Annotated in this window: 19 protein-coding genes and 1 tRNA gene; 14 read left to right on the top strand and 6 right to left on the bottom strand. The window is 66.1% G+C overall.

Translation table 11 applies throughout. The features are described from left to right. The first annotated feature begins 39 nt into the window (after positions 1 to 39). From C7R54_RS04305 to C7R54_RS04260, 10 genes are all read left to right on the top strand, one after another. The gene (locus C7R54_RS04305; RefSeq protein ID WP_129149443.1) at positions 40 to 1197 is read left to right on the top strand and encodes an ATP phosphoribosyltransferase regulatory subunit; all 1158 of its coding nucleotides are present in this window, start codon (positions 40 to 42) and stop codon (positions 1195 to 1197) included. A 79-nt stretch (positions 1198 to 1276) separates the two neighbouring features. Beyond that, positions 1277 to 2572 carry an adenylosuccinate synthase gene (locus C7R54_RS04300; protein WP_129148915.1) on the top strand — a complete coding sequence of 432 codons (1296 nt, stop codon included), beginning with the start codon at positions 1277 to 1279 and terminating at the stop codon, positions 2570 to 2572. A gap of 133 nt (positions 2573 to 2705) precedes the next feature. Beyond that, the gene (locus C7R54_RS04295) at positions 2706 to 3248 is read left to right on the top strand and encodes a phosphoribosyltransferase (protein ID WP_129148914.1); all 543 of its coding nucleotides are present in this window, start codon (positions 2706 to 2708) and stop codon (positions 3246 to 3248) included. Positions 3249 to 3345: 97 nt separating this feature from the next. After that, positions 3346 to 3558, top strand: a complete 213-nt coding sequence (gene rpsU / locus C7R54_RS04290; RefSeq protein WP_006218592.1) for a 30S ribosomal protein S21 — start codon at positions 3346 to 3348, stop codon at positions 3556 to 3558. 28 nt (positions 3559 to 3586) lie between these two features. Then, on the top strand, positions 3587 to 5677 hold the full coding sequence (gene dnaG / locus C7R54_RS04285; protein WP_129148913.1) for a DNA primase: 2091 nt from the start codon (positions 3587 to 3589) through the stop codon (positions 5675 to 5677). Between the two features lie 727 nt (positions 5678 to 6404). Then, positions 6405 to 8681 carry an RNA polymerase sigma factor RpoD gene (rpoD, locus tag C7R54_RS04280; protein WP_129148912.1) on the top strand — a complete coding sequence of 759 codons (2277 nt, stop codon included), beginning with the start codon at positions 6405 to 6407 and terminating at the stop codon, positions 8679 to 8681. A gap of 31 nt (positions 8682 to 8712) precedes the next feature. Next, positions 8713 to 8791, top strand: a tRNA-Ile gene (locus tag C7R54_RS04275). Positions 8792 to 9045: 254 nt separating this feature from the next. Beyond that, entirely contained in the window at positions 9046 to 10038 is a 993-nt protein-coding gene (locus C7R54_RS04270; protein WP_377813368.1) for a tripartite tricarboxylate transporter substrate-binding protein, read from the top strand. Positions 10039 to 10090: 52 nt separating this feature from the next. After that, the gene (locus C7R54_RS04265) at positions 10091 to 10690 is read left to right on the top strand and encodes a flavin reductase family protein (RefSeq protein ID WP_129148911.1); all 600 of its coding nucleotides are present in this window, start codon (positions 10091 to 10093) and stop codon (positions 10688 to 10690) included. 213 nt (positions 10691 to 10903) lie between these two features. Further along, complete coding sequence (locus C7R54_RS04260; RefSeq protein WP_129148910.1) at positions 10904 to 11209, top strand: hypothetical protein; 306 nt, start codon at positions 10904 to 10906, stop codon at positions 11207 to 11209. 17 nt (positions 11210 to 11226) lie between these two features. Here C7R54_RS04260 and C7R54_RS04255 read toward each other — a convergent pair whose 3' ends face one another. Beyond that, positions 11227 to 11466: a hypothetical protein gene (locus C7R54_RS04255; protein WP_129148909.1), complete on the bottom strand. Its 240-nt coding sequence runs from the start codon at positions 11464 to 11466 to the stop codon at positions 11227 to 11229. A 326-nt stretch (positions 11467 to 11792) separates the two neighbouring features. On the opposite strand from C7R54_RS04255, the gene C7R54_RS04250 reads away from it, so the two are divergent. Together C7R54_RS04250 and C7R54_RS04245 are read left to right on the top strand one after the other, a co-directional pair. Beyond that, positions 11793 to 13130: a D-alanyl-D-alanine carboxypeptidase family protein gene (locus tag C7R54_RS04250; RefSeq protein ID WP_129148908.1), complete on the top strand. Its 1338-nt coding sequence runs from the start codon at positions 11793 to 11795 to the stop codon at positions 13128 to 13130. A gap of 309 nt (positions 13131 to 13439) precedes the next feature. Beyond that, complete coding sequence (locus tag C7R54_RS04245; RefSeq protein ID WP_129148907.1) at positions 13440 to 14543, top strand: ornithine cyclodeaminase; 1104 nt, start codon at positions 13440 to 13442, stop codon at positions 14541 to 14543. 42 nt (positions 14544 to 14585) lie between these two features. Here the strand turns inward: C7R54_RS04245 and C7R54_RS04240 are convergent, their stop codons facing one another. From C7R54_RS04240 to C7R54_RS04225, 4 genes are all read right to left on the bottom strand, one after another. Then, complete coding sequence (locus C7R54_RS04240; protein WP_129148906.1) at positions 14586 to 16034, bottom strand: NAD-dependent succinate-semialdehyde dehydrogenase; 1449 nt, start codon at positions 16032 to 16034, stop codon at positions 14586 to 14588. Between the two features lie 18 nt (positions 16035 to 16052). Further along, positions 16053 to 16817 carry an HpcH/HpaI aldolase family protein gene (locus tag C7R54_RS04235; RefSeq protein ID WP_129148905.1) on the bottom strand — a complete coding sequence of 255 codons (765 nt, stop codon included), beginning with the start codon at positions 16815 to 16817 and terminating at the stop codon, positions 16053 to 16055. A gap of 38 nt (positions 16818 to 16855) precedes the next feature. Next, positions 16856 to 17677: an IclR family transcriptional regulator gene (locus C7R54_RS04230; RefSeq protein ID WP_129148904.1), complete on the bottom strand. Its 822-nt coding sequence runs from the start codon at positions 17675 to 17677 to the stop codon at positions 16856 to 16858. Between the two features lie 129 nt (positions 17678 to 17806). After that, on the bottom strand, positions 17807 to 18238 hold the full coding sequence (locus C7R54_RS04225; RefSeq protein ID WP_129149441.1) for an Lrp/AsnC family transcriptional regulator: 432 nt from the start codon (positions 18236 to 18238) through the stop codon (positions 17807 to 17809). A gap of 203 nt (positions 18239 to 18441) precedes the next feature. Here C7R54_RS04225 and C7R54_RS04220 point away from each other — a divergent pair, with 203 nt between their 5' ends. Beyond that, the gene (locus C7R54_RS04220; RefSeq protein ID WP_129148903.1) at positions 18442 to 20049 is read left to right on the top strand and encodes an MFS transporter; all 1608 of its coding nucleotides are present in this window, start codon (positions 18442 to 18444) and stop codon (positions 20047 to 20049) included. A 4-nt stretch (positions 20050 to 20053) separates the two neighbouring features. Next, complete coding sequence (locus C7R54_RS04215; protein WP_129148902.1) at positions 20054 to 20524, top strand: MarR family winged helix-turn-helix transcriptional regulator; 471 nt, start codon at positions 20054 to 20056, stop codon at positions 20522 to 20524. Here the strand turns inward: C7R54_RS04215 and C7R54_RS04210 are convergent. After that, the gene (locus tag C7R54_RS04210; protein ID WP_129148901.1) at positions 20516 to 22474 is read right to left on the bottom strand and encodes a putative bifunctional diguanylate cyclase/phosphodiesterase; all 1959 of its coding nucleotides are present in this window, start codon (positions 22472 to 22474) and stop codon (positions 20516 to 20518) included. The two genes, C7R54_RS04215 and C7R54_RS04210, sit on opposite strands and share 9 nt — an antisense overlap. Positions 22475 to 22553: the final 79 nt, after the last annotated feature.

Below are 22553 nucleotides of genomic sequence, written 5' to 3'. Positions count from 1 at the left end.
CCATGCATGAATCAAAGGCGTTATCAGGTACACATCATCATGGGTAACTGGCTGCTGCCCGAGAGCCTGGCCGACATCCTTCCGGCCGAGGCCCGGCGCATCGAGGAACTGCGCCGCGAACTGCTCGATCTCTACCGCACATACGGTTACGAGCTGGTCGCGCCGCCCCTGGTCGAATACATCGATTCCCTGTTGTCGGGCACCGGCACGGACTTGAATCTGCGCACCTGCAAGCTGATCGATCAGCTGTCCGGCCGTACGCTGGGCGTGCGGGCCGACATGACCCCGCAGGTTTCGCGCATCGACGCGCATCTATTGAACCGTCCCGGCGTGACGCGGCTGTGCTATTGCGGCACCGTGCTGCATGCCAAGCCGGTCGACCTGCTGTCCAGCCGCGAACTGCTGCAGATCGGCGCCGAGATCTATGGCCATGCCGGCGTCGAGGCGGACCTGGAAATCATCCGCCTGGTGCTGGAAACCGTGCGCATCGCCGGTGTCGTGCGGCCGCGCCTGGACCTGTGCCACCCGGGCGTCGTGCGCGCCATCGTGGACGCGGACCCCGCCGCCCAGCCCCATATCGAAACCATCATGGGCCTGCTGCGGGAAAAAGACATTCCCGGCCTGGATGACCTGGCGCGACGCCCCAACGGCCCGTCCGCGCACACCGTCAACGCCCTGCGTACGCTCACCACGCTGTACGGCGACTCGTCCGAGCTGGCGCGCGCGCGCCGGGAACTGCCCGCCTTGCCCGGCATCGAACGGGCGCTGGACTCCCTGGACGCACTGCTGAGCTACCTGCCGGACCTGCCGGTAAGCATCGACCTGGGCGACGTGGGCGGCTATGGTTATCATTCCGGCGTGACCTTCGCGCTTTATGCGGAAGGCTGGCACAACGCCCTGGTGACGGGCGGACGCTATGACAACGTCAGCCGCGCCTTCGGCCGGGCCCGCCCGGCCACCGGCTTCAGCCTGGACCTGCGCCGCCTGGCCGCCGGCCTGGCGCCGGCCGAACGGGCCAGCGCGGTGCGCGCGCCGTGGGGACAGGACGCCGCCTTGGCGCAGGCGGTGCGCGAGCTGCGCCAGGGTGGCGATATCGTCATCCAGACCCTGCCTGGCCATGAGCACGACCAGGATGAATTCATTTTCGACCGCGAACTGGCGCAGCAGGACGGCGCCTGGACGGTCCGCAAGATTTGATTTGACTCACTCCTCCCGTCGCCGGGAGGTCCCGGGAAATCGGCTGATTTCCCCCTGAAACTCGACTTTCATTTCGATCATGAGCAAGAACGTAGTCATCATCGGTACCCAGTGGGGTGACGAAGGCAAGGGCAAAATCGTCGATTGGCTGGCCGAGTCGGTCCATGGCGTCGTCCGCTTCCAAGGCGGCCACAATGCCGGCCATACCCTGTGGATCAACGGCAAGAAGACGATCCTGCGCCTGATTCCCTCGGGCATCATGCATCCCGGCGTGACCTGCTACATCGGCAACGGTGTGGTGTTGTCGCCCGAGGCCCTGCTCAAGGAAATCGAGGAACTGGAGGCGGCCGGCCTGGACGTGCGCTCGCGCCTGCAGATTTCCGAGATCTGTCCGCTGATCCTGCCCTACCACGTCGCCATCGACCAGGCGCGCGAAGCGCGCAAGGGCGAAGCCAAGATCGGCACCACCGGTCGCGGCATCGGCCCGGCCTACGAGGACAAGATCGCCCGCCGCGCCCTGCGCGTGCAGGACCTGTTCAATCCGGCCCTGTTCGACGAAAAACTGGGTGAACTGCTTGAATACCACAACTTCGTGCTGACACAGTACCTGGGCGCGCCGGCGGTTTCCGCCGCCGAGGTGCGCGACCAGGCGATGGCGCTCGCGCCCCGGATCGCCCCCATGGTGCGCGACGTGTCCAGCAATCTGTTCGCCGCCCAGAAGGCCGGCCAGCGCCTGTTGTTCGAAGGCGCCCAGGGCGCCTTGCTGGACGTCGACCACGGCACCTACCCGTACGTCACCAGCAGCAATTGCGTGGCGGGCGCGGCGGCGGCCGGCGCCGGCGTCGGTCCGCAGTCGCTGGACTACGTCCTGGGCATCACCAAGGCCTATACCACGCGTGTCGGTTCGGGTCCGTTCCCCACGGAACTGCTCGACGAAATCGGCGCGCGCCTGGCCAATGTGGGCAAGGAATTCGGCTCGGTCACGGGGCGTCCGCGCCGTTGCGGCTGGTTCGATGGCGCCGCCCTCAAGCGCTCCGTGCGCCTGAACGGCATCAGCGGCCTGTGCATCACCAAGCTGGACGTGCTGGACGGCCTGGAAACCATCCGCCTGGGCGTGGGCTACCGCGTCAACGGCGAATTCCGCGACGTGCTGCCCTATGGCGCGCATGCCGTGGCAATGGCCGAGCCGGTGTTCGAGGAATTGCCCGGCTGGTCGGAATCGACTGTCGGCATCACGGAATACGACAAGTTGCCGGCCGCCGCCCGCGCCTACCTGGAGCGCGTGGCCCAGGTCTGCGAAGTGCCGATCGACCTGGTCTCCACCGGCCCCGACCGCAACGAAACCATTGTCTTGCGCAATCCCCTGAAGGGATAATCCGGGCAGGCTGCCCGGGCCGCCGCCCGGCGCCGTCCTTCGGAAGAAGGGCGGGCCGGGCGGTATTGCATTGGTCCGCCAGCGCCCGTTCCCAACCATCCAGATCCTGTCCAGAACCAAGGAGTGGCCGTCGATGAGCTTGCCTCCGAGTACCGACAAAGACCTGTGGGTCAGCTGGGACGACTACCACCAGCTGATCGAGCGCCTGGCCCTGCAGGTGCACCGTTCCGGCTGGAAATTCGACCAGATCCTGTGCCTGGCGCGCGGCGGCGTGCGGGTGGGCGACATCCTGTCGCGCATTTACGACGTCCCGCTGGGCATCCTGGCCACCAGCAGCTATCGCGAAGCTGCCGGCACCAAGCAAGGGGCCCTGGACATCGCCCAATTCATCACCATTACCCGCGGCAGCCTGTCCGGCCGGGTGTTGCTGGTGGACGACATGGTGGACACCGGCCTGACGTTCAACAAGGTGCGCGAGCACCTGAAGCAGCAGTTTCCCGCCATTACGGAGCTGCGCAGCGCCGTCCTGTGGTGGAAGGGCCACTCGCATGTGGAACCCGACTTCTATGTCGACAAGCTGCCGACCAATCCCTGGATACACCAGCCTTTCGAGGATTACGACAGCCTGCGGCCGCACCAGCTGGAGGCCTGGACGAGAAAAGGTTCCGGGGACTAGCAATTCCATGCTAGAATCGCTGGTTGTCACTTACCCTCTACCTCCTGTGTGGGTGACCTGTTTTGGTTAACTGCATCGGGAATAACTGAGTCGATTTATGCCCATCGTTCGTCTGAAGGAAAATGAGCCGTTTGAAGCCGCACTGCGTCGCTTCAAGCGCACCATTGAAAAAACGGGTCTGCTGACCGAACTGCGCTCGCGCGAGTTCTACGAAAAGCCCACCGCCGAGCGCAAGCGCAAGCATGCCGCCGCGGTCAAGCGTCACTACAAGCGCATTCGCAGCCAGCAACTGCCCCCCCGTCTGTACTGATCTGTATTTTTTGATTCCTTGAATCTGATTGATTCCTGAATCATTCATACAGGATCTGCTCGCCCGGGTCGACGTCGTCGACGTAGTCGGGCGATACGTGCAGCTGCGGAAGGGCGGCGCCAACCTGCTTGGTCTTTGCCCTTTCCACAACGAAAAAAGTCCCTCCTTCACTGTCAGCCCCACCAAGCAGTTCTATCACTGCTTCGGCTGCGGCGCGCATGGCAGTGCGATCACCTTCCTGATCGAACACACCGGTGCCAGTTTTCCCGAGGCCGTGCGCACGCTCGCGGGGTCGGTTGGCCTGGCGGTGCCGGAGGAGGACAGGCGTAGTCCGCAGCAGCGCGCCGAATCGGCGCGGCGCAAAGAAGAAGTTTCGCGGCACACCCAGGCCCTGGATACGGCCCAGTCCTACTACCTCAAGCAATTGCGCGCTTCTGCGCCGGCCATCCGCTATCTGAAGCAGCGCGGGCTGACCGGCGAAATCGCCGCGCAGTTCGGCCTGGGCTGGTCCGGTACGGACCGCCAGGGCCTGATGCAGGTATTTCCCCGCTATGACGACCCGGTGCTGGTCGAATCCGGGCTCGTGATCGAGTCGGAGGACGGCCGCCGGTACGACCGCTTCCGCGAACGCATCATGTTTCCCATCCGCAACGCGCGGGGGGCGCTGATCGGCTTCGGCGGCCGCATCATCGGCAAGGGCGAGCCCAAGTACCTGAATTCGCCGGAGACGCCGGTCTTCTCCAAGGGGCAGGAACTCTACGGCCTGTGGGAAGCGCGCCAGGCCATACGGCTGGAAGGCCAGGTCATCGTGGTCGAAGGCTATATGGACGTGGTCGGCCTGGCACAGCTGGGCATAGGCAATGCCGTCGCCACGCTGGGCACGGCCACCACGCCGGACCATGTGAAGAAGCTGCTGCGCGCCAGCGACAAGGTGATCTTCAGTTTCGATGGCGACAAGGCCGGCCGGCGCGCCGCCTGGCGGGCCTTGCAGGCCTGCCTGCCTTTGCTGCGCGACGATATCACGCTGCGTTTCCTGTTCCTGCCGGATGAGCACGACCCGGATTCCTACGTTCGCGAGTTCGGCGCGGAAGCCTTCCGGGCCTGCATGGCGGAAGCCCCCGCCTTGTCGCGTTTCCTGCTCGACGAGCTGGGCCAGCGGCATAACCTGGCCGAGGCCGAAGGCCGCGCGGCCTGCCTGCACGAGGCCAAGCCGCTCATCGCGATGATTCCGCCTTGCGCCCTGCGCATACAGATCGAGCGCGAACTGGCACGACAGGTGCAGCTGACGCCCGAGGAAATGACGCTGATCATGGCGCAGCAGGCCAAGCCGCAGCCCTATGGGGCCCCGGCGGATGGCGCCCAGCCGGCCCGCGCGGCGGAAGCACGCGCCGCGTCGGCGGCGGAGCCGCGTCCGGCACCGCAGGGCGCGGCAGGCGAGCAGGGAGCGGTGGCCGAGGATGGTACGCCGTCCTTCGAGGTGCCCGGCTACCTGGACGGCGACTTCGATGGGGCGCTCTACGACTATGAGCCTATTCCTGATATGGGGACAGAACCGCCGGGTGGCGGGAACCCCCCGGGCCAGGGACAGGGATGGCAGCCGCGCAAGCAGGGCGGTGGCGGCGGTTTCGGTAAAGGGCAGGGCAAGGGCAAGGGCGGCTGGCGCAGGGAAAACGAGGTCGGCGGCGTGATCGAACCGCGCCGTCCTGTTCCCACGCTGGCCAAGCGGCTGCTGCAGTTGCTGCTGTCGCATCCCGAGTTGGTGGACACCATGGGCGACCAGCAACTTGAAGTTATCGACCGGGGGCCCCACCTTGGTATGGTGCGGGACCTGATCGTCCTGGCGCAGAGCAGCGGCGCCCGCCATCTGGGAGCGCTGCTGGAGGCCGCCGATCCGGAATCCGACATCCACCTGGTGCTGCGCAGCATGAGCGCGGACGTGTTGGGGCAGGAGGAACTGCCTCACCCGCAAGCCGAGTGGGAGGATGCGCTGCACCGTATCGAATTCGACTCCCTGCGGGCCGAAATGGCCGAATTAGCCAAGGGCGGGTTGAAGGAAGCCGCCGATCGTGAACGCTACCAGGAACTTTCGCAGCGTTGCGCGATATTAAAGCGTGCTTGACAAGGGTATTTACGGTAAAATAGAGAGTTTTCCCCGTCCATTTTCAGGTAAATCAGGCGGATGGCCACGGTAGCAGCGTGCGCGGCGGCACTCGTCCGGCGCGTCCCGATGGGGGCTGGGCCGTTAACTTCAGTGTTAACTGAAGGGTTAACGAGTCGGCATTGCGTGGCGGAATTAGTCACTTGATCATGGAACGGTGCTGCACGGCCTGCGTGACGGATTGTGCCCTTGCCGCCCGAGAACTTCAGGGGCGTGGCGCAGTCTAATGTAGTTGTCTGCCCGCCCCGGTAGACGGGGTGGTAGTGGTACGGGGCGCCTGCCTGGCCTGGCGCGGCCGGCCGGAGGTTTCCGGCCTGGCGGCAGGGCAAGGCGGGCAGTGAAGAATAGTGAATAAGGCCGGCATCGCGGCCGGGTCCTCGGTGGCCCATCGTGTTGCCGGTCCGGGGCCTATCCCCGGTATCTCGGCCGTTGGCCGGTGTAGTGCTAGAGCGAACTATTACTGCTTAGGGCCGACGTGCCAGCAGATCCGCCTTTTGGGGCCCGCCAGCACTCCCGCCCAGCGTCAGCGATACCGGGGCCGGCCGTATTGCGATAGCGGTAATTCAGTTTTTGCTGTCTTATTAGCGCAGTTTTATAGTACGCGACTTGACTCGGCATCGGCACTGCGCCGGCGCCGTCGATAGCGGTGCGGCAGGCCTCGCGGCCTGTAACGTCCACGGAAGCGACCATGACCAAATCCACCGGCATAACCTCTCCTGCAGTTGAAAAGCCCGAAGACGGCGCCATCGCGCCGCGCGCGAAACGCGTGACGAGCAAGGCGGCGGAGAAGACCACGGCCAAGGCGGCCGTGAAGGTGGCATCCAAGACTGCCGCCGCCAAGACGGCGGTCAAGCGGGCCTCCAAGACGGCTGGCGACCAGCCGGAGAAGGCGGCCAAGGCGGCCAAGGCCAAGAAGGCGGAAGACAAGCTGGCTGAACTGGTGGGCCGTCCGGCCTCGGTTCCCAGCGGCCGCCGCCCGGGCCGCCCCTCCAAGAATCCGAACAACGATGCGGGTGATTTCGACGATGCCGGCGACGGCGACGGCGAGGTCCTGCCCGACCTGAAGCCCGTCAAGCGCGGCGGCAAGCGTGGCAAGGGCGATGCCAAGGACCTGATTGCCCGTGGTCCCGTGACGCCCGAGGAATACGAGGCTCGCCGCAACCGCCTGAAGCAGCTGATCAAGCTGGGCAAGGACCGCGGCTACCTGACCTACGGCGAAATCAACGACCATCTGCCCGACGACCTGGTCGATGCCGAAGCCATCGACGGGATCATCAGCACATTCAGCGACATGGGCATCTCGGTCTACGACCAGGCTCCCGATGCCGAAACCCTGCTGATGAGCGAGAACGCCCCGGTGGCGGCCAACGACGATGACGTCGAGGACGAAGCCGAAGCCGCGTTGACGACGGTGGATTCGGACTTCGGCCGCACCACGGACCCCGTGCGCATGTACATGCGTGAAATGGGTTCCGTCGAGCTCTTGACGCGCGAAGGCGAAATCGAGATCGCCAAGCGCATCGAGGACGGCCTCAAGCACATGGTGATGGCGATCTCGGCATGTCCGACGACCATCAATGAGATCATCGCCCACATCAAGCGTGTGCGCGAAGGCCAGGCGCAGATCGACGAAGTGGTCGATGGCCTGGTCGACGCTGAAAATGGCGAGGAATACGCCGGCGCCGGCGTGTCCGCCGACGAGGACGAGAACGACGACGGCCCGGCCGGCGGCATGAGCAGCAAGCAGCTGGAAGACCTGCGCGTCAAGGCCCTGGCCAAGTTCGACGAGGTGGCGCGCCAGTTCGAGAAGATGCACGACTCCTACGAGACCGAGGGCTACAAGTCCGAGGTCTACGTCAAGGCGCAAGAGGCTATCCAGAACGAGTTGATGGGTATCCGCTTCACCGCCAAGATGGTGGAGCGCCTGGCGGACACCCTGCGCAATCAGGTCGAGGAAGTTCGCCAGCTCGAACGTGCCGTCCTGCACACCTGCGTGGATCGTGCCGGCATGCCGCGCACGCATTTCATCAAGGTGTTCCCTGGCAACGAGACCAATCTGGCCTGGGTGGTCGAGGAAGTCGCCGCTGGGCATCCGTACGCCGAGACGCTGGAGCGCCAGGTGCCCGCCGTGCAGGAATTGCAGCAGAAGCTGATCGACCTGCAGGCGCGCGTCGTGCTGCCGCTGAAGGACCTGAAGGAAGTCAACAAGCGCATGGCCACCGGCGAGGCGAAGGCCCGCAAGGCCAAGCGTGAAATGACCGAGGCCAACCTGCGCCTGGTGATCTCCATCGCCAAGAAGTACACGAACCGTGGCCTGCAGTTCCTTGACCTGATCCAGGAAGGCAACATCGGCCTGATGAAGGCGGTGGACAAGTTCGAGTACCGGCGCGGCTACAAGTTCTCCACGTACGCCACGTGGTGGATCCGCCAGGCCATCACGCGGTCGATCGCCGACCAGGCGCGTACCATCCGCATTCCGGTTCACATGATCGAAACGATCAACAAGATGAACCGGATCAGCCGCCAGATCCTGCAGGAAACCGGCGCGGAGCCGGATCCCGCGACCCTGGCGCAGAAGATGGACATGCCGGAGGACAAGATCCGGAAGATCCTCAAGATCGCCAAGGAACCGATCTCGATGGAAACGCCGATCGGTGACGACGATGATTCGCATCTGGGCGATTTCATCGAGGACACCGCGACCTTGGCGCCTTCGGACGCCGCCTTGCATGGTTCCATGCGCGACGTGGTCAAAGAAGTGTTAGACTCGCTCACGCCGCGCGAAGCCAAGGTCCTGCGGATGCGTTTCGGTATCGAAATGAGCACGGACCAGACGCTGGAAGAAGTCGGCAAGCAGTTCGACGTGACGCGCGAGCGTATTCGTCAAATAGAAGCCAAGGCGCTGCGCAAGCTGCGTCATCCCAGCCGGGCCGATAAGCTCAAGAGCTTCCTCGAAGGTCAATAAGGCGCAGGCGGGGCAGGCATCGATTTCATAAGGCCCTCTAGCTCATGCCTGGTTAGAGCAGCGGACTCATAATCCGTTGGTGCTCGGTTCGACTCCGAGGGGGGCTACCAAAGACGTCCTGACTATTCGGGTGCGAAAACAGCCGCCAGCAATGGCGGCTGTTTTTTTATGGTCGGACCTTGCCGCGGCCGCCGACCGTGGGTACCTTGATCGGTGCGCGTCGGTGCGCGCGTCGCCGTTCCCACGGGACGAAGACTATGCTTATTGCAATACGGTCGTTGTCCGTTGGTGGAGGCTTCGCTAACATCGCGCGTCCGTGACGTCCCCCCGGGACGTCGGTTGCAACGATAGCCTGGAAGTTCACATGAAGTTCCCCTTTGGTTTTCCCCGTTCCCACACCCGTCTCCGTACGCGTCTCGCCGCCGCATTGGGCGCGCTTTGCCTGGCCATGATGGCGCCCGCTCACGCGGAACGCGTCATCCATATCGTCGTGCCGTACGGCCCCGGCGCCACGCAGGACGCGGTGGCCCGTACTTTCGGCAATGAGCTGGGGCAGGCGCTGAACGCCAGCGTGGTGGTGGATAACCGCGCGGGCGCGGGCGGCACGCTGGGGACTGCCCTGGTAGCCCGCTCGGCGCCGGACGGCAACACGCTGGTGCTGGCCGCCGCCAGTCATTACCTGGCCGGCCACCTGTATGGCAAGCTGCCTTACGACCCGGCGGGGGACTTCATCGGCGTGTCGTACCTGGGTCGCACGGGCTATGTGGTCGGCGTGTCGGCGCCCTCGGGCATCGACAGCCTGAAGACGCTGATCGCGCGCGCCAAGGCCGAGCCGGGCAAGCTCAATTACGCCTCGGCGGGCAACGGCAGCGCCTCGCACCTGGCGACCGCCTTGCTGGCGGCCCAGGCCGGCGTGACCCTGCAGCACATTCCCACCAAGTCCACGGGCGATGCCGTCACCGAACTGCTGTCGGGCCGCGTCGAAGTGGTCACGGGCGCAACGGTGGGCATGCTCGCCTATCGCAACGACGCGCGCGTCAAACTGCTGGCCTATTCCGGCGAGAAGCGCAGCCAGTTCCTGCCCGAGCTGCCGACAGTGGCCGAAGCCGGTCTGCCGGGCTATGTGTTCGACTCCTGGTTTGGCCTGCTGGCGCCGAAAGGCACGCCGCCCGCCGAAGTCGAGCGATTGAACGCGGCCGTGGAAAAAGTGCTGAATGATCCCGTGGTGCAGAAGCGCCTGGCCAGCCTCGGCGTCGAGGCCGGCACCCTGCCGGTCGCGAAGTTCCAGGCCCTGCTGGACGACGACAACAGGAAAGCCGGCGAGGTGGTCAAGGCGGCCGGCGCACGGATCGAGTGAAGTCAAACGAGCATTCCCCATAAGTCGCCCCAAGCCTGGAGGCCGCCCCGATATGCCCGCCACGCCAAGCCGCTTCACGCCCGTGCAGCTGGAACATGCCAGCCGCCTGTTGAACCACGGCCCCACGGTGCTGGTCACCAGCGCGGCGGGCGGCAAGCGCAACATCATGTCCGCCGCCTGGTCCATGCCGGTGGAGTTCGCGCCGCCGCGTATCGCGGTGGTCATCGACAAGAGCACCTATACGCGCGAGCTGGTCATGGCCAGCGGGCACGTCGGCATTTGCGTGCCCGGCGCCGCCTTTGCCGACAAGGTCTATGCGGTGGGCAGCACCTCGGGCCGGGACCTGGGGCCACAGGACAAATTCGACGCCTATGCCATTCCCACCGTGACGGGCCCGGTGCTGGGACTGCCGCTAGTCGAGGAGGGCGTGGCGGCCTGGCTGGAATGCCGCCTGATCCCCGAGCGCCATACCGAAGCGGCCTACGACACCTTTTTCGTCGAGGTGGTAAGCGCCGCGGCCGACCCGCGCGTGTTCGCGCAGGGGCACTGGGAATTCAACGACGCCAATGCCGACCTGCACACCCTGCATCATCTCGGCGCCGGCGTTTTTGTCTGCGCGGGACGCACGCTGCGGGCGAAATCCCTGGCCTGACGCAACCCGCGCGGGTGTGGCTTCGATGCATCAGCGCGGTCCGGGAAGGTATACGGCAAGTCTCTAACGTTTTAACGTGTTGCCTATGCGGGTCGCTGCGAGGGGCAGGGCGCGCGGGTATCGAAGCGATACTGGCCGGACGGAAGCCCGGGCCCGGCCGACAAATCCGGACGACGAGGCCCGGCCGACCAACCCGGCCGAGGAGACCAGGACATGAACGATAGACATTCCAGCGATATCGGCCAAGTCAGGCATCACGGCGTGGCGGCGCTGTCCCGCTCCACCCACCGCGTCCTCGCATTGGCATTGAGAGTCCTGGCGGGCCTCATCGCCCTGGTACTGGCGGCCTGGGCGGGCGCCAGCGCCTGGTCCCAATTGCTGCGTCCCGTGGAGCGGCAGAACGTATGGGGCATCGCCGCCGGCCTGCTGCTGGCATGGGGCGCATGGTGGCTGCTGGTGTCGAGTTGGCGATCCCTGTTCGGGCCGGCATCGCGCAAGGCGGACGACAAGCGGGCCTGAGCGCCGGGTCCCCGTACCTAATCGTGATATTGCAGCCGCAGCGGGGGCGCTTCATGGTCGACCAGGCGTTGGTGCGCCTCCTGGATCAACTCGCCCTGCGCCGCGCGCAGGGCCGCGGTACCCGTCAGGCCGGTGCGGGCCTCCACCCTGCGCAATACCTCCGGGCTGCATAGGCATACGACGTAGCGCCGGCCATCCTCCAGCCAGAATTTCGCGCCGCTCTCGGAGATCGAGATTTCCCAAATGGCCGCAGTCATGGTGTCTCCTGTCCCATTCCGCTTCCCGCGCGTTGCGCCGTACGGATCCATTGCCGCGGCGGATTAGTCCGGTGACGTCGGTTCGTTATGTGCCAACAGTCTAGGTGGTCCGCTGGGCCACGCCTATCCGATTGGCGTATTAAGGCACAGGCATGAGCCCAGGTAGGAGCACGGGTATGATGCAGCCTTCGGTCATGTGAACTTGCCGCCGGTTTTTCGACCTAATGAGCTCGCCGGATCCGACCTGGCGGCGGCCATGCATGGCGCCGCTGGCGGTCAGCCACTTGTAAGACCGGACACATAGAGATAGAGACGCCCATCGCCTTATGAAGAAACGCACTGCCGCAGCCCTGTTTTCCCTGAACGCCATCTGTCTTTCCGTCTCGCTCGCCCTGCCGGCGCAGGCCACGACCACGCCGCCGCCCCACAAAAGCCACAAGACCGAAAAAGCCGCCAAGGCCCCGCAGTCCGCGCCCCCGGCCGATGCCGCGCCTGTCGCCGACAATGGACCGCCGCCCGTCTTCGGTATTCCGAACGATGCCACGACCGCGCCCCTGCCGACACTGGACGCCAAGGCCTGGTTGCTGCTGGACCAGACCAGCGGCGCCGTGATCGCGTCGCGCAACGCGGACGATCGGGTGGAGCCGGCTTCCCTGACCAAGATCATGACGGCCTACCTGATCTTCCGCGGACTGCGCGATCACACGCTGAAGCTGGACCAGATGGCGACGGTCTCGGTGCGCGCCTGGAAGGTGGCGCCGGGCAGCTCCAAGATGTTCATCGAGCCGGGCAAGCAGGTCAGCATCGACGATCTGCTGTCGGGACTGCTGATCCAGTCCGGCAACGACGCGGCGGTGGCGCTGGCCGAGGCGGCTTCGGGTTCGGAAGAAGCCTTCGTGCAGAAGATGAATGAAGAGGCGCAGGCCATGGGGCTGGCGCACACCCATTTCAACAGCCCGCATGGCCTGCCGGATCCCCAGACCTATTCGACGGCCTCGGACCTGGCCAAGCTGGCGGGACGCCTGATCCAGGACTTTCCGGATCTCTACGTGCGCTACGACAGCCAGAAGTCCTTCCGCTACAACAACATCACGCAGCCCAATCGCAACCGCATGCTGTGGATCGACCCTTCGGTCGATGGCGGCAAGACCGGGCATACCGATGCCGCCGGCTATTGCATGATCGTTTCGGCGGTGCGGCCGGGCGCCTCGGGACCGCGCCGTCTCATTTCCGTGGTGATGGGTACGCCTTCGGAAAAGGTGCGCACGGCCGAGACCGGGCAGTTGCTGAACTGGGGCTTCGGCAATTTCGAGACCGTGAAGCTCTACGCCAAGGGGCAGGTGCTGGCCACGCCGCAGGTGTGGAAGGGCAAGCAGGATGACGTGAAGATCGGCTTCGAGCGGGACGTGTACGTCACCGTGCCGCGCGCCTGGGCCAGTCGGCTGAAGCCGACGCTGGCGCCGCGCGACCATGCGCTTGTCGCGCCGCTGCAGAAGGACGATACCGTCGGGCGCGTCAACGTCATGCTCGACGACAAAGCGGTGATGAACTTCCCAGTGCGTGCGCTGGAGCCGGTCGAAGAGGCCGGTTTCTTCGGCCGCGGCTGGGACGGCGTCAAGCTGTGGGTGCATGAAATGATGGGGGGCGACAAGCCCGCCGCCTGAACAGGCCCGTTCGCCGCCAGGGCGCCCCGCGCCGCCGGTTCCGGCGGGGCTTTCATTTTCGGCCGCCGGTTCCGGCGGCGCTTTCATTTTCGGCCGCCGATTTCCGGCGGCGCTTTCGTTTTCGGCCGCCGATTTCCGGTCGCGCTTTCGTTTTCGGCGGCCGGCTTTCCAGCAAAACGACATTTTTTCCTGACTATCTGCCATCCTTTATTGGAAAGATAGTCAGTTCTCTGTCTATTCGTTATTTTCGGGCTCGAGCATGATGGAGGGGCACTCCCAATACCTGTTCGACAGAAAAAAGAGCCCGATATGACCCGCTTCATCGATGTGCCCCAGCTTGCCGCCCTGGTACGCGCGATAGGCCCTGGCCGCTTCATGACCGAACTCGCGGACGCCATCCAGGCGGACTATCTGCGCTGGAACGACTTCGACAAGACGCCCCGCGTCGCAGCCCATTCGGCGCGCGGCGTGATCGAACTGATGCCGGTCGCCGATCGCGTCCGCTACACATTCAAGTACGTCAACGGCCATCCGTCCAACACGGCCACGGGCCTGCCCACTGTCATGGCCTTCGGCGCGCTCGCCGACGTCGATACGGGCTACCCGCGATTGCTGTCCGAGCTGACCCTGATGACGGCGCTGCGAACCGCCGCCACGTCCGCCATGGCGGCGCGGATCCTGGCGCGGCATGGATCGCGGCGCATGGCGTTGATAGGAAACGGCGCGCAGAGCGAGTTCCAGGCCATCGCCTTCCATACACTGCTGGGTATCAAGGAGGTGCGCCTATACGATATCGATCCCGCCGCGACGGCCAAGCTGCGGCGCAACCTGGCGCAGGCGGCACCCGGGCTGGCGGTGTCCTGCGCGGCATCCACGGCGCAAGCCGTGCGGGGCGCGGACATCGTCACCACCGTTACCGCGGACAAGGCCTATGCCACCATCCTGACGCCGGAGATGATGGAGCCGGGCATGCATATCAACGCGGTGGGCGGGGACTGTCCAGGCAAGACCGAATTGCACGCGGACATCCTGGGCGCGGCGCGCGTGGTGGTGGAGTACGAGCCGCAATCGCGCATCGAAGGCGAGATCCAGCAAATGCCGGCGGACTTCCCCGTGGTGGAGTTGTGGCGCGTGCTGGACGGCAGCGTCGCGGGACGCGAGTCCGACGGGCAGGTCACGGTCTTCGATTCCGTGGGATTCGCGTTGGAGGATTATTCCGCGCTTTGCTACCTGGACCGGCTGGCGCAGGCGCATGGCATCGGCACGCTGGTGCAACTGGTGCCGCCTGCTGGGGATCCCAAGAATCTCTTCGGCGTCACGCTGGCGAACACGAATTCGACTATGCATCCGAACCCGGCCGGGCAGGCGCCGGTCGCGCTTTCCGGGCAACAGCGCCTGTCCGCGGCTGCGTAGGCCTGGAGGACTCCCGCCAAGGCCCCCGCACCGCTGCCCCCGTCAGGGCAAGTGCATGACCATCTTGGTGACCAGGTAGCCGTCCAGGCCTTCGATCCCGCCTTCCTTGCCATCGCCGCTGTGGTCGATGCCGCCGAAAGGCATTTCGGTCTGGGTCACCGTATAGGTGTTCAAGCCTATGGTGCCGGCCTGCAAGCCGTCGGCGATCTGCTGGGCGCGGCGCGCATCGTGCGTGTGCGCATAGGCCGCAAGACCATAGCGCAGGCGGTTGGCCGCCCGCAAGGCATCCGGGAGCTCCGCGTAGCGATTGAGGATGGCGACCGGCCCGAAAGGCTCCTCGTTCATGATGCGGGCCCGTTCCGGCACCTCGGCCAGGACCGTGGGACGGTAGAAATAGCCGGCGCCCGGCAGGCGTTCGCCGCCGGTGAGCAGCTTGCCGCCCAGCGCCACCGCTTCGGCCGTCAGCGTTTCCATGGCGTCGATGCGGCGCGGGTTGGCGAGGGGGCCCATCTGCGTCGCCGCATCCAGGCCGTTGCCCACGACCAGGTCGGCCGCCGCTTGCGCGAAGGCAGCCGCGAAGGCGTCGAAAATGCCATCCTGCACATAGAAGCGGGTCGGGGCGACGCAGATCTGGCCGGCATTGCGATACTTGGCGGCAACGGCCAACCGCGCGGCTTCCCGTGGGTCGACGTCGTCGCACACGATGACCGGCGCATGGCCGCCCAGCTCCATGGTGCAGCGCTTGACGTCCGCGGCGGCCAGCGTGGTCAGCTGGATGCCCACAGCGGTCGAGCCCGTGAAGGACACCTTGCGTATGACGGGGGAGCGCAGCAGGTAGCCGGATACGTACGCCGGCTCTCCGAACACCACGTTCAGCACCCCGGCCGGCAATCCGGCGTCCACCAGGGCGCGCGCCAGCGCCAGCGCGGTGGCCGGGGTCTCCTCGGCGGGCTTGATGATGCAGGCGCAACCGGCCGCCAGCGACCCGGCGATCTTGCGCGCCGCCGTGGCGGCAGGGAAGTTCCAGGGCGCGAACGCGGCCACGACGCCGATCGGCTCCTTGACCACCATGTTGCGCTGGCCAGGCGTGCGCGACGGCACGATGCGTCCATACGCGCGCCGGCCTTCCTCGGCGTTCCAGGCGAAGATGTCGGCGGCGGTCAGGATTTCCCCGCGCGCTTCGGCCAGGGGCTTGCCCTGTTCCAGCGTGAGGGCGGTGGCGATGGCCTCGCAGCGTTCGCGCAGCAGGGCCGCGGCGCGGTTCAGGATGATGGCGCGATCATAGGCGGGCACCGCACGCCAGCCGGCCATCGCGCGCTCGGCGGCATCCAGCGCGCGCGCCAGGTCGGCCTCGCTGGCATAGGGCAGGGCGCCCAGGGCCGCGCCGGTGGCGGGGTTGGTAATGGTGCGGCCCGGACGGCTGGCGCTGTCCAGCCACTCGCCATCGATCAGGAGGGCAAGTTCGGGATAGGAGATGGAAGCATCTTTCATGGGGCGCTCGCGACAGGATCAACGTTGACGCAGCCGGCCGAGCAGGCTGGTGGTGGCGTTGGTGATGATGGAGGTGTCGGTGGCGGCGCCGACGAAACTCACGCCCTGGGCCAGGCGGCGGGCGGCATCGTCCTCGCGCGTGGTCAGGTAGCCCGAAGGCTTGCCCTTGGCCTGCAGGCGGGCGAAGGCATCGTCCAGCGCGGCTTGCACGTCCGGATGCGTGGCATTGCCCAGGTGGCCCAGCGAGGCCGACAGGTCGGCCGGCCCGATGAATACCCCGTCGACGCCGGGAACGTCGGCGATCGCCTCCAGGTTCTTCAAGCCTTCGGCGGTTTCGATTTGCACCAGGACGCAGATTTCGTCGGCGATCTTGTTGAAATAGCCGGGGATCAAGCCATAGGCCGCGGCGCGCGAGCTGCCCGAAACGCCACGCACGCCGTGCGGTGGATAGCGCGTATAGCTGACCGCGGCAGCCGCTTCCTCGGCGTTCTGGATATAGGGAAACAGCAGGGTTTGCGCGCCCGCGTCCAGGATGCGCTTGACCAGCACCATGTCCGACCACGCGGGCCGCACGATGGCGTTGACGTCCAGCGCGGCCAGCGCCTGCATCTGGTGAATCAGGTCCGGCAACTCATTGGGCGAATGCTCCGTGTCGAGCAGGATCCAGTCGAAGCCGCAGGCGCCGAAGACTTCCGTCGTGACGGCGCCGCCCAGGGTGGAAAACATCCCGATCTGCTGGCGGCGGCCGAGATCGCGCTTGAAGCGGTTGGTACGCAATTCCATGTCTATCCTCACGGTGGAAAAATCCAGGAGCAGGGCGTTCAACCTGGCGGCCGGCCCACGCGGATGGCGCCGCCCGATAGCCTGACGGCATCGGTCAGTTCGCGCGCCATCCGCTGCACGCGCGCGGCGGCCAGCGTCACGAAATCGGCCATGCTCATGCGGCCGGCGTCGATGGTGAGGCTGACGCCCGCCAGCGGCATGCCGTCGGCATCCAGCACCGGTGCGGCCAGGGTGCGCAAGCCATAGGCGTTCTCGCCATCGGACAGCGCGTAGCCGCGCGCCCGTACCTCGTCCAGGCGCGCCAGCAAGGCATCCATCTCGACCACCGTATGCTCGGACAACTTGACGCGCGGCCCGCTCTCCAGCGCGGCGATCCTCTGCTCGTGCGGCAGGAAGGCCAGCATGGCGTGCCCCAGCGCGGAGGCATAGGCGCCGATGCGCGTGCCCGGTCCGCGTTGCATGTTGTGGCGACCCAGGCCCGCCTGCACGCGACGCAGGTACACCACATCCCCTTGGTCCAGCACGCCCAGCGAGGCCGCGTCGGCAAGGGCGGGCACCGCGTCGCGCAGCAGGGCTTGCGCGTGGTCGGCCAGTTCCTGCCGGCCCGACAGCGCCGCATAGCCCAATTCCAGGCACTTCAAACCCAGCCGGAAGCGTTTGCTGTCGGGCACGGCGTGCGCATAGCCCAGCGTTTCCAGGGTGTGGATCAGGCGAAAGGCCGTGCCCCGGTCCAGACCGGCGCGCGCGGCGATCTCGGAAATGGTCAGTTCGGGCAGCGATGCGTCGAAGGCCCGGATCACGGCGAAGGCCTTGGCGACGGAGTTGACCTGGTTCTTGGGATTGGGGGCGGCTGCGGTCATGCGCTCAGGGTCATGTTTGATCGGAATACGAACAAATGTTCGGATATCAGACGATTCTAAGCGCCCCCCATGGCCTCGTCAACGCGGGACGGCGTCGCGCCTTAAGGCCGGCGGCCGCCTGTCCGGCATTTACTTGTAATGGGCCAGCATCAGGTTGGTCTCGGAATTGGCGATGCCCTTGATGCTGCGCAGGTCGCGCAGCACGCGGTCGAAGGTCGCCAGGTCCTGTACCCGGATTTCGACCATCAGGTCCCAGCGGCCGCTGGTGGAATGGACTTCGACCACTTCCGGCAGGCGCCGCAATGCCGCCACCACGGCGTCCGTTTCGTTGCCGCGCACCTCGACCAGCGTCATCGCGCGCACCGCGGGGATCTCGACCTCGCTGCGTAGCCGGATGGTGAAGCCCAGCAGGACGCCGCTGCGCAGCAGCCGGTCGATGCGGTTCTGCACCGTGCCGCGCGAAACCGAGAGTTTTTTCGCCAGCGTGGCGGTGGGCAGTCGCCCGTCGTCGCGCAAAAGGGCGATAAGGCGGTGGTCGAGATCGTCCAGCGTGTCTAGCATGTCGGTCGCGGTGGCGCGGCGGGCGCGCACCACGAAGCATGCAAGAAGCACGATCGCGATGGCTCGCGCCCCGGCGCCTGGGCAGCGGAGGGATTTCACTGTACCACCGGCGCAACGCCATCCGGCTCCGCCAACTGGCCCGTGCCGCGAATGAGGGTGTTGCGGTAGAATCATTGATAGATCAATTATTGATGAGTCCATAAATGGCGCCGCGTGCCCCAGTCACCCCTCATTCCGCCGGCCAGGTGCTGCCTTTCCGTCAATCGCTGATGGCCATGCTGGGCATGTGCTTCGTCGTCATGCTGGTGGCGGTCGACCAGACGGTGGTCGGCACCGCGCTGCCGACGGTGGTGGCCGAGCTCAAGGGCTTCGACCTGTATGCCTGGGTGGCCACGTCCTACCTGCTGACGTCCGTGGTGACCATCCCCATCTTCGGCCGCCTGGGGGACTACTACGGCCGCAAGCCATTCGTGGTGGGGGCCATCGTCCTCTTCACCCTGGCGTCGGTGTTGTGCGGCGCGGCCAACAGCATGCTTTTCCTGGTGCTGGCGCGGGCGCTGCAAGGGATAGGCGGCGGCATGCTGGTGGGTACCGCCTTCGCCTGTATTCCCGATCTTTTCCCCGATTCCCACGTGCGCTTGCGCTGGCAGGTCATGTTCAGCTCGGCCTTCGGCATCGCCAACGCCGTCGGGCCGACGCTGGGCGGCTATCTCACGGAATACTATGGCTGGCGGTCAGTGTTCTACGTCAACCTGCCGGTCGGCCTGCTGGGCCTCTGGTTCGTGGTGCGCCACCTTCCGCATCTGCGCCATGGCGAGCGCAGCGGCAATATCCGGCTGGACTGGCCGGGCGCCTTGCTGATCGCGGTTGCGCTGGGCGGCTTGCAGCTGATGGTGGAACTGCTGCCCGGGCAAGGCGCCAGCACCACGACCTTCGGCCTGGCCGCCGCCAGCGTGCTGGCCTTTGTCCTGCTGATCTACTGGGAGCGACGCTGCGCCCAGCCCCTGCTGCCGCTGGACATGTTCCGCAACCCCAGCCTGGCCGCGCTGTTCACCCTCGCCTTGCTGCTGGGCGTGACCATGTTTTCCTTCCTGTTCTACGCGCCGCTGCTGCTGCAAGGCGGCTTCGGGCTGTCGCCCAAGGATGCGGGCCTGCTGATCACGCCCATGGTGGCGTTCATCACCGTGGGCAGCATCACCAACGGCCGCATCGTCACGCGCATCAAGAATCCCAACCATATGCTTTATGTGGGGTGCCTGCTGCTTTGCCTGGCGACGGCGGGAGTGATCACCACCCACCACTACACGCCGCGCGCGCTGATTGCGGCCTATATGCTGATGGCCGGCCTGGGCCTGGGCTTCGTGATGCCCAACCTGACGGTGTTCGCCCAGCAAACCGCCGGTCGTTCCCATCTCGGCATTGCCACGGCCTTGCTGCAGTCGCTGCGCATGATAGGCGGCATGATAGGCACGGCGGTGGTCGGCACCATGGTGAATCACAGCTACGTCAGCGGCGTCGAGTCCTCGCTGGCGGCCAGCCAGGCGGGCCACTGGATGGCGCAACTGGACGATCCGCAGATCCTGGTCAATCCCCAGGCGCAGTCGGACTTCATGGGGCAGGTCGCGGCGGCCGGCGGCAACGGTTCGTCCTTGCTGGAGATGGCGCGCGAATCGTTGGTAAGCGCGATACACGATGGCCAGATCGTGGTCCTGGTCGTCGCCATCCTCACCTTGTGGGGCGTGCGGCGCGTGCCGCCGATCAAGCTGGCGCGGGCGACCGGCAAGCCGGCGAGCGCTCCCGTGGCAGAATAGCGTCATGACAAAAGAACAACAGGGGCTGCGGACCGTCCAGCAGCTGGGCCAGACCTATCGCGTCATGATGAGCGCCTTCAGCGCCCAGGTGGGGCATGTCCTGCCGCGCTGGCGCATCCTGTTGGCGCTCCATGAAGAGGGACGCTGCTCGCAGAAGTTCCTGGCGGAGCGCTGCCGGCTGGATCCCGCGTCGCTGACGCGGCAGCTGCAGGCCATGGAAGGCCTGGGCTGGATCAGCCGCAGCATCGACGAGCAGGATAATCGCCTGATCAACGCCACGCTGACGGCGCAGGGCAAGCGCGTGGTGGCCGACGCGCTGCCGCGCCGCGCGGAATTCTTCGAGCATGCGCTGGACGGCCTGTCGGCCAGGCAGCTGGAAGTCTTTCACCAGGTGCTGACCCTGCTGGAGGAAAACTTCAAGGGCGCCCAGCAGGCCGCCCAGCAAGCGACCCAGGCCACGCCCGCCTCACGCTGACGCGGGTATCGATACCGTTGCCGGCGATCTGACATAGACCCCCGCCACCGCCGCGGGCATGGGCTTGCCGTACCAAAAGCCCTGGATCTCGTCGCAGCCCCAGTCGCGCAGCCAGCCGCGTTGCGCGGTCGTCTCCACGCCTTCGGCGATGACGCGCAAGCCCAGGTGACGGGCCATGTTGATCATGGCCCGCACGATGGCCGCATCGTTGCCGTCGGGACGCAGGGAACGGATGAAGGACTGGTCTATTTTCAGCATGTCCACCGGGAAGCGTTTCAGGTAGGCCAGGCTGGAATAGCCGGTGCCGAAATCGTCGATGGCCAGGCGCAGTCCCAGTTCGCGCAGGGCGTGCAAAAGGCCTTCGCCGCGGCGGTGATCGTGCATCAGCATGCCTTCGGTGATTTCCAGCTCGATCCGCGCGGGATCGACGCCGGTCTCGGCCACGACGCGCGCCACCATGCGCAGGAAGTCCGGATGGGCGAACTGGCGCGGCGAAATATTGACGGCGACGACGAGCTCCGGCGCCAGTGCCTGCCACAGTCGCGCCTGGCGGCAGGCCTGCTCCAGCACCCATGCGCCGATCGGGATGATCAGCCCGCACTCTTCCGCGATGGGGATGAACTCGGCGGGCGAGATCGGTTCGCCGTCGTGCCGCCAGCGCAGCAGGGCCTCGAAGCCGGCCAGTTCGCCGCTGGCCAGTCTTTCCCGCGGCTGGTAGTACAGCACGAGCTCCTCGCGCTCCAGGGCATGCGCCAGCTGCGCTTCGCGCTGCAGCGTATGCCGGGTCTGCTCGCCCAGGGCTTCGGAGTACGGGACCAGCAGGTCGCCGCCGGCTTCGCGGGCGGCGCGCAGCGCCGCGTCGGCGTGGGTCAGCAGTTGCGCCACGTCCCGGGACTGCGCCGGATGCTGCGCGCTGCCCAGGCTCAGGCTGGGAAAGACCTCGTGCTGGCCGAAACGGAAGGGATGGCGCATCGCGGCGCGCAGGGCCTCCAGTGCGTCCGGCGTGGCGGCCATCTCCTTGCCGCCGGCGTCTTGCTTGCCGCGATACAGGACCGCCAAGGTCGCGCCGTCCAGGCGGAAGACCTCGCCTCCGTGCCGTTCCGCCGCGGCGCGCAAACGGTGGGCGATTTCGCGCATCAACCGGTCCGCGTAGGCATATCCCAGGCCGCCGACCACGCGGTCGTAGCGGTCTATCATGCCCAGCACCAGCGTGTGCGAGCGGTCCTTGACGGCCCGCAGGCGCCGTTCGAAGGACCGGCGGTTGGCCAGGTCGGTGAGGGGATCGTGCGAGGCCTGGAAAGCCAGCTGCTGCTCGGTGCGCAGCCGAGCGCGCACGTGGTACATCATGAACAGCGATGCGGCCAGGGTAAGCAGCGTATAGGCGTGCACGAGGCGCGACATCGCGTCGATGCCGGTATGGGTGAGGGCCTGCGCCTGTAGCAGGCTGGTCGAGACCCCTTGCTTCAAATAGCCAAGCTGGTCGTGGATGTCGTTGGCATAGCGGTTGGCCAGTTGCAGCAGGCCGCGCGCGCCAGGAGGATTGCCGGCGGCGTCCGCCAGCATGTCGTCGAGCTGGCCGGCCAGCGGCAGCAGGCCGGCGCTTGCCGCGCCGATGGGCGACACGCCGGCGTGATCGGGAAAGTCGCGCCGCAGGCTGTCCAGTCCACGCGCGATGTCCTTGCGCTGATGCGCCGTCAATTGCAGGAAGCGGTCATGGTCGATGGACCGCGTCGCGTATTTGTTCAGGGCGAGCTGGTACAGTAGCACCGCGTGTTCGAACTCGCCCAGATGCTTGTAGGCCGGCAGCTTTTCACTGAGCAAGGGGCGCAGGGCCTGGCCCACGCTTTCGGCCTTGGCCGCCATGAAGGCGGACAGGGCGAGCCCCGCCACGATCACCAGCGTGAGCAGGCCATACACGCTCCAGCGAAATCCCCGGCCCTGCAACTGCATCCTTCGAACTCCATGTGCCGCGTATCGCCGCTAGGACGTCAAGGCGACCTTGCGCGTGTCGCCGTGTTATTGAGATTGG

This window comes from Achromobacter aloeverae, from assembly GCF_004121055.1.
Classification (GTDB): domain Bacteria; phylum Pseudomonadota; class Gammaproteobacteria; order Burkholderiales; family Burkholderiaceae_B; genus Bordetella_C; species Bordetella_C aloeverae.
Note: the sequence above shows the minus strand (reverse complement) of the source record. Positions and strands in the feature narration are given on the sequence as shown.

Coding starts and splice junctions, on each gene's coding strand:
- C7R54_RS04305 (WP_129149443.1), top strand. CDS start 40: ATGGGTAACTGGCTGCTGCCCGAGAGCCTGGCCGACATCCTTCCGGCC.
- C7R54_RS04300 (WP_129148915.1), top strand. CDS start 1,277: ATGAGCAAGAACGTAGTCATCATCGGTACCCAGTGGGGTGACGAAGGC.
- C7R54_RS04295 (WP_129148914.1), top strand. CDS start 2,706: ATGAGCTTGCCTCCGAGTACCGACAAAGACCTGTGGGTCAGCTGGGAC.
- rpsU (WP_006218592.1), top strand. CDS start 3,346: ATGCCCATCGTTCGTCTGAAGGAAAATGAGCCGTTTGAAGCCGCACTG.
- rpoD (WP_129148912.1), top strand. CDS start 6,405: ATGACCAAATCCACCGGCATAACCTCTCCTGCAGTTGAAAAGCCCGAA.
- C7R54_RS04270 (WP_377813368.1), top strand. CDS start 9,046: ATGAAGTTCCCCTTTGGTTTTCCCCGTTCCCACACCCGTCTCCGTACG.
- C7R54_RS04265 (WP_129148911.1), top strand. CDS start 10,091: ATGCCCGCCACGCCAAGCCGCTTCACGCCCGTGCAGCTGGAACATGCC.
- C7R54_RS04260 (WP_129148910.1), top strand. CDS start 10,904: ATGAACGATAGACATTCCAGCGATATCGGCCAAGTCAGGCATCACGGC.
- C7R54_RS04255 (WP_129148909.1), bottom strand. CDS start 11,466: ATGACTGCGGCCATTTGGGAAATCTCGATCTCCGAGAGCGGCGCGAAA.
- C7R54_RS04250 (WP_129148908.1), top strand. CDS start 11,793: ATGAAGAAACGCACTGCCGCAGCCCTGTTTTCCCTGAACGCCATCTGT.
- C7R54_RS04245 (WP_129148907.1), top strand. CDS start 13,440: ATGACCCGCTTCATCGATGTGCCCCAGCTTGCCGCCCTGGTACGCGCG.
- C7R54_RS04240 (WP_129148906.1), bottom strand. CDS start 16,034: ATGAAAGATGCTTCCATCTCCTATCCCGAACTTGCCCTCCTGATCGAT.
- C7R54_RS04235 (WP_129148905.1), bottom strand. CDS start 16,817: ATGGAATTGCGTACCAACCGCTTCAAGCGCGATCTCGGCCGCCGCCAG.
- C7R54_RS04230 (WP_129148904.1), bottom strand. CDS start 17,677: ATGACCGCAGCCGCCCCCAATCCCAAGAACCAGGTCAACTCCGTCGCC.
- C7R54_RS04225 (WP_129149441.1), bottom strand. CDS start 18,238: ATGCTAGACACGCTGGACGATCTCGACCACCGCCTTATCGCCCTTTTG.
- C7R54_RS04220 (WP_129148903.1), top strand. CDS start 18,442: ATGGCGCCGCGTGCCCCAGTCACCCCTCATTCCGCCGGCCAGGTGCTG.
- C7R54_RS04215 (WP_129148902.1), top strand. CDS start 20,054: ATGACAAAAGAACAACAGGGGCTGCGGACCGTCCAGCAGCTGGGCCAG.
- C7R54_RS04210 (WP_129148901.1), bottom strand. CDS start 22,474: ATGCAGTTGCAGGGCCGGGGATTTCGCTGGAGCGTGTATGGCCTGCTC.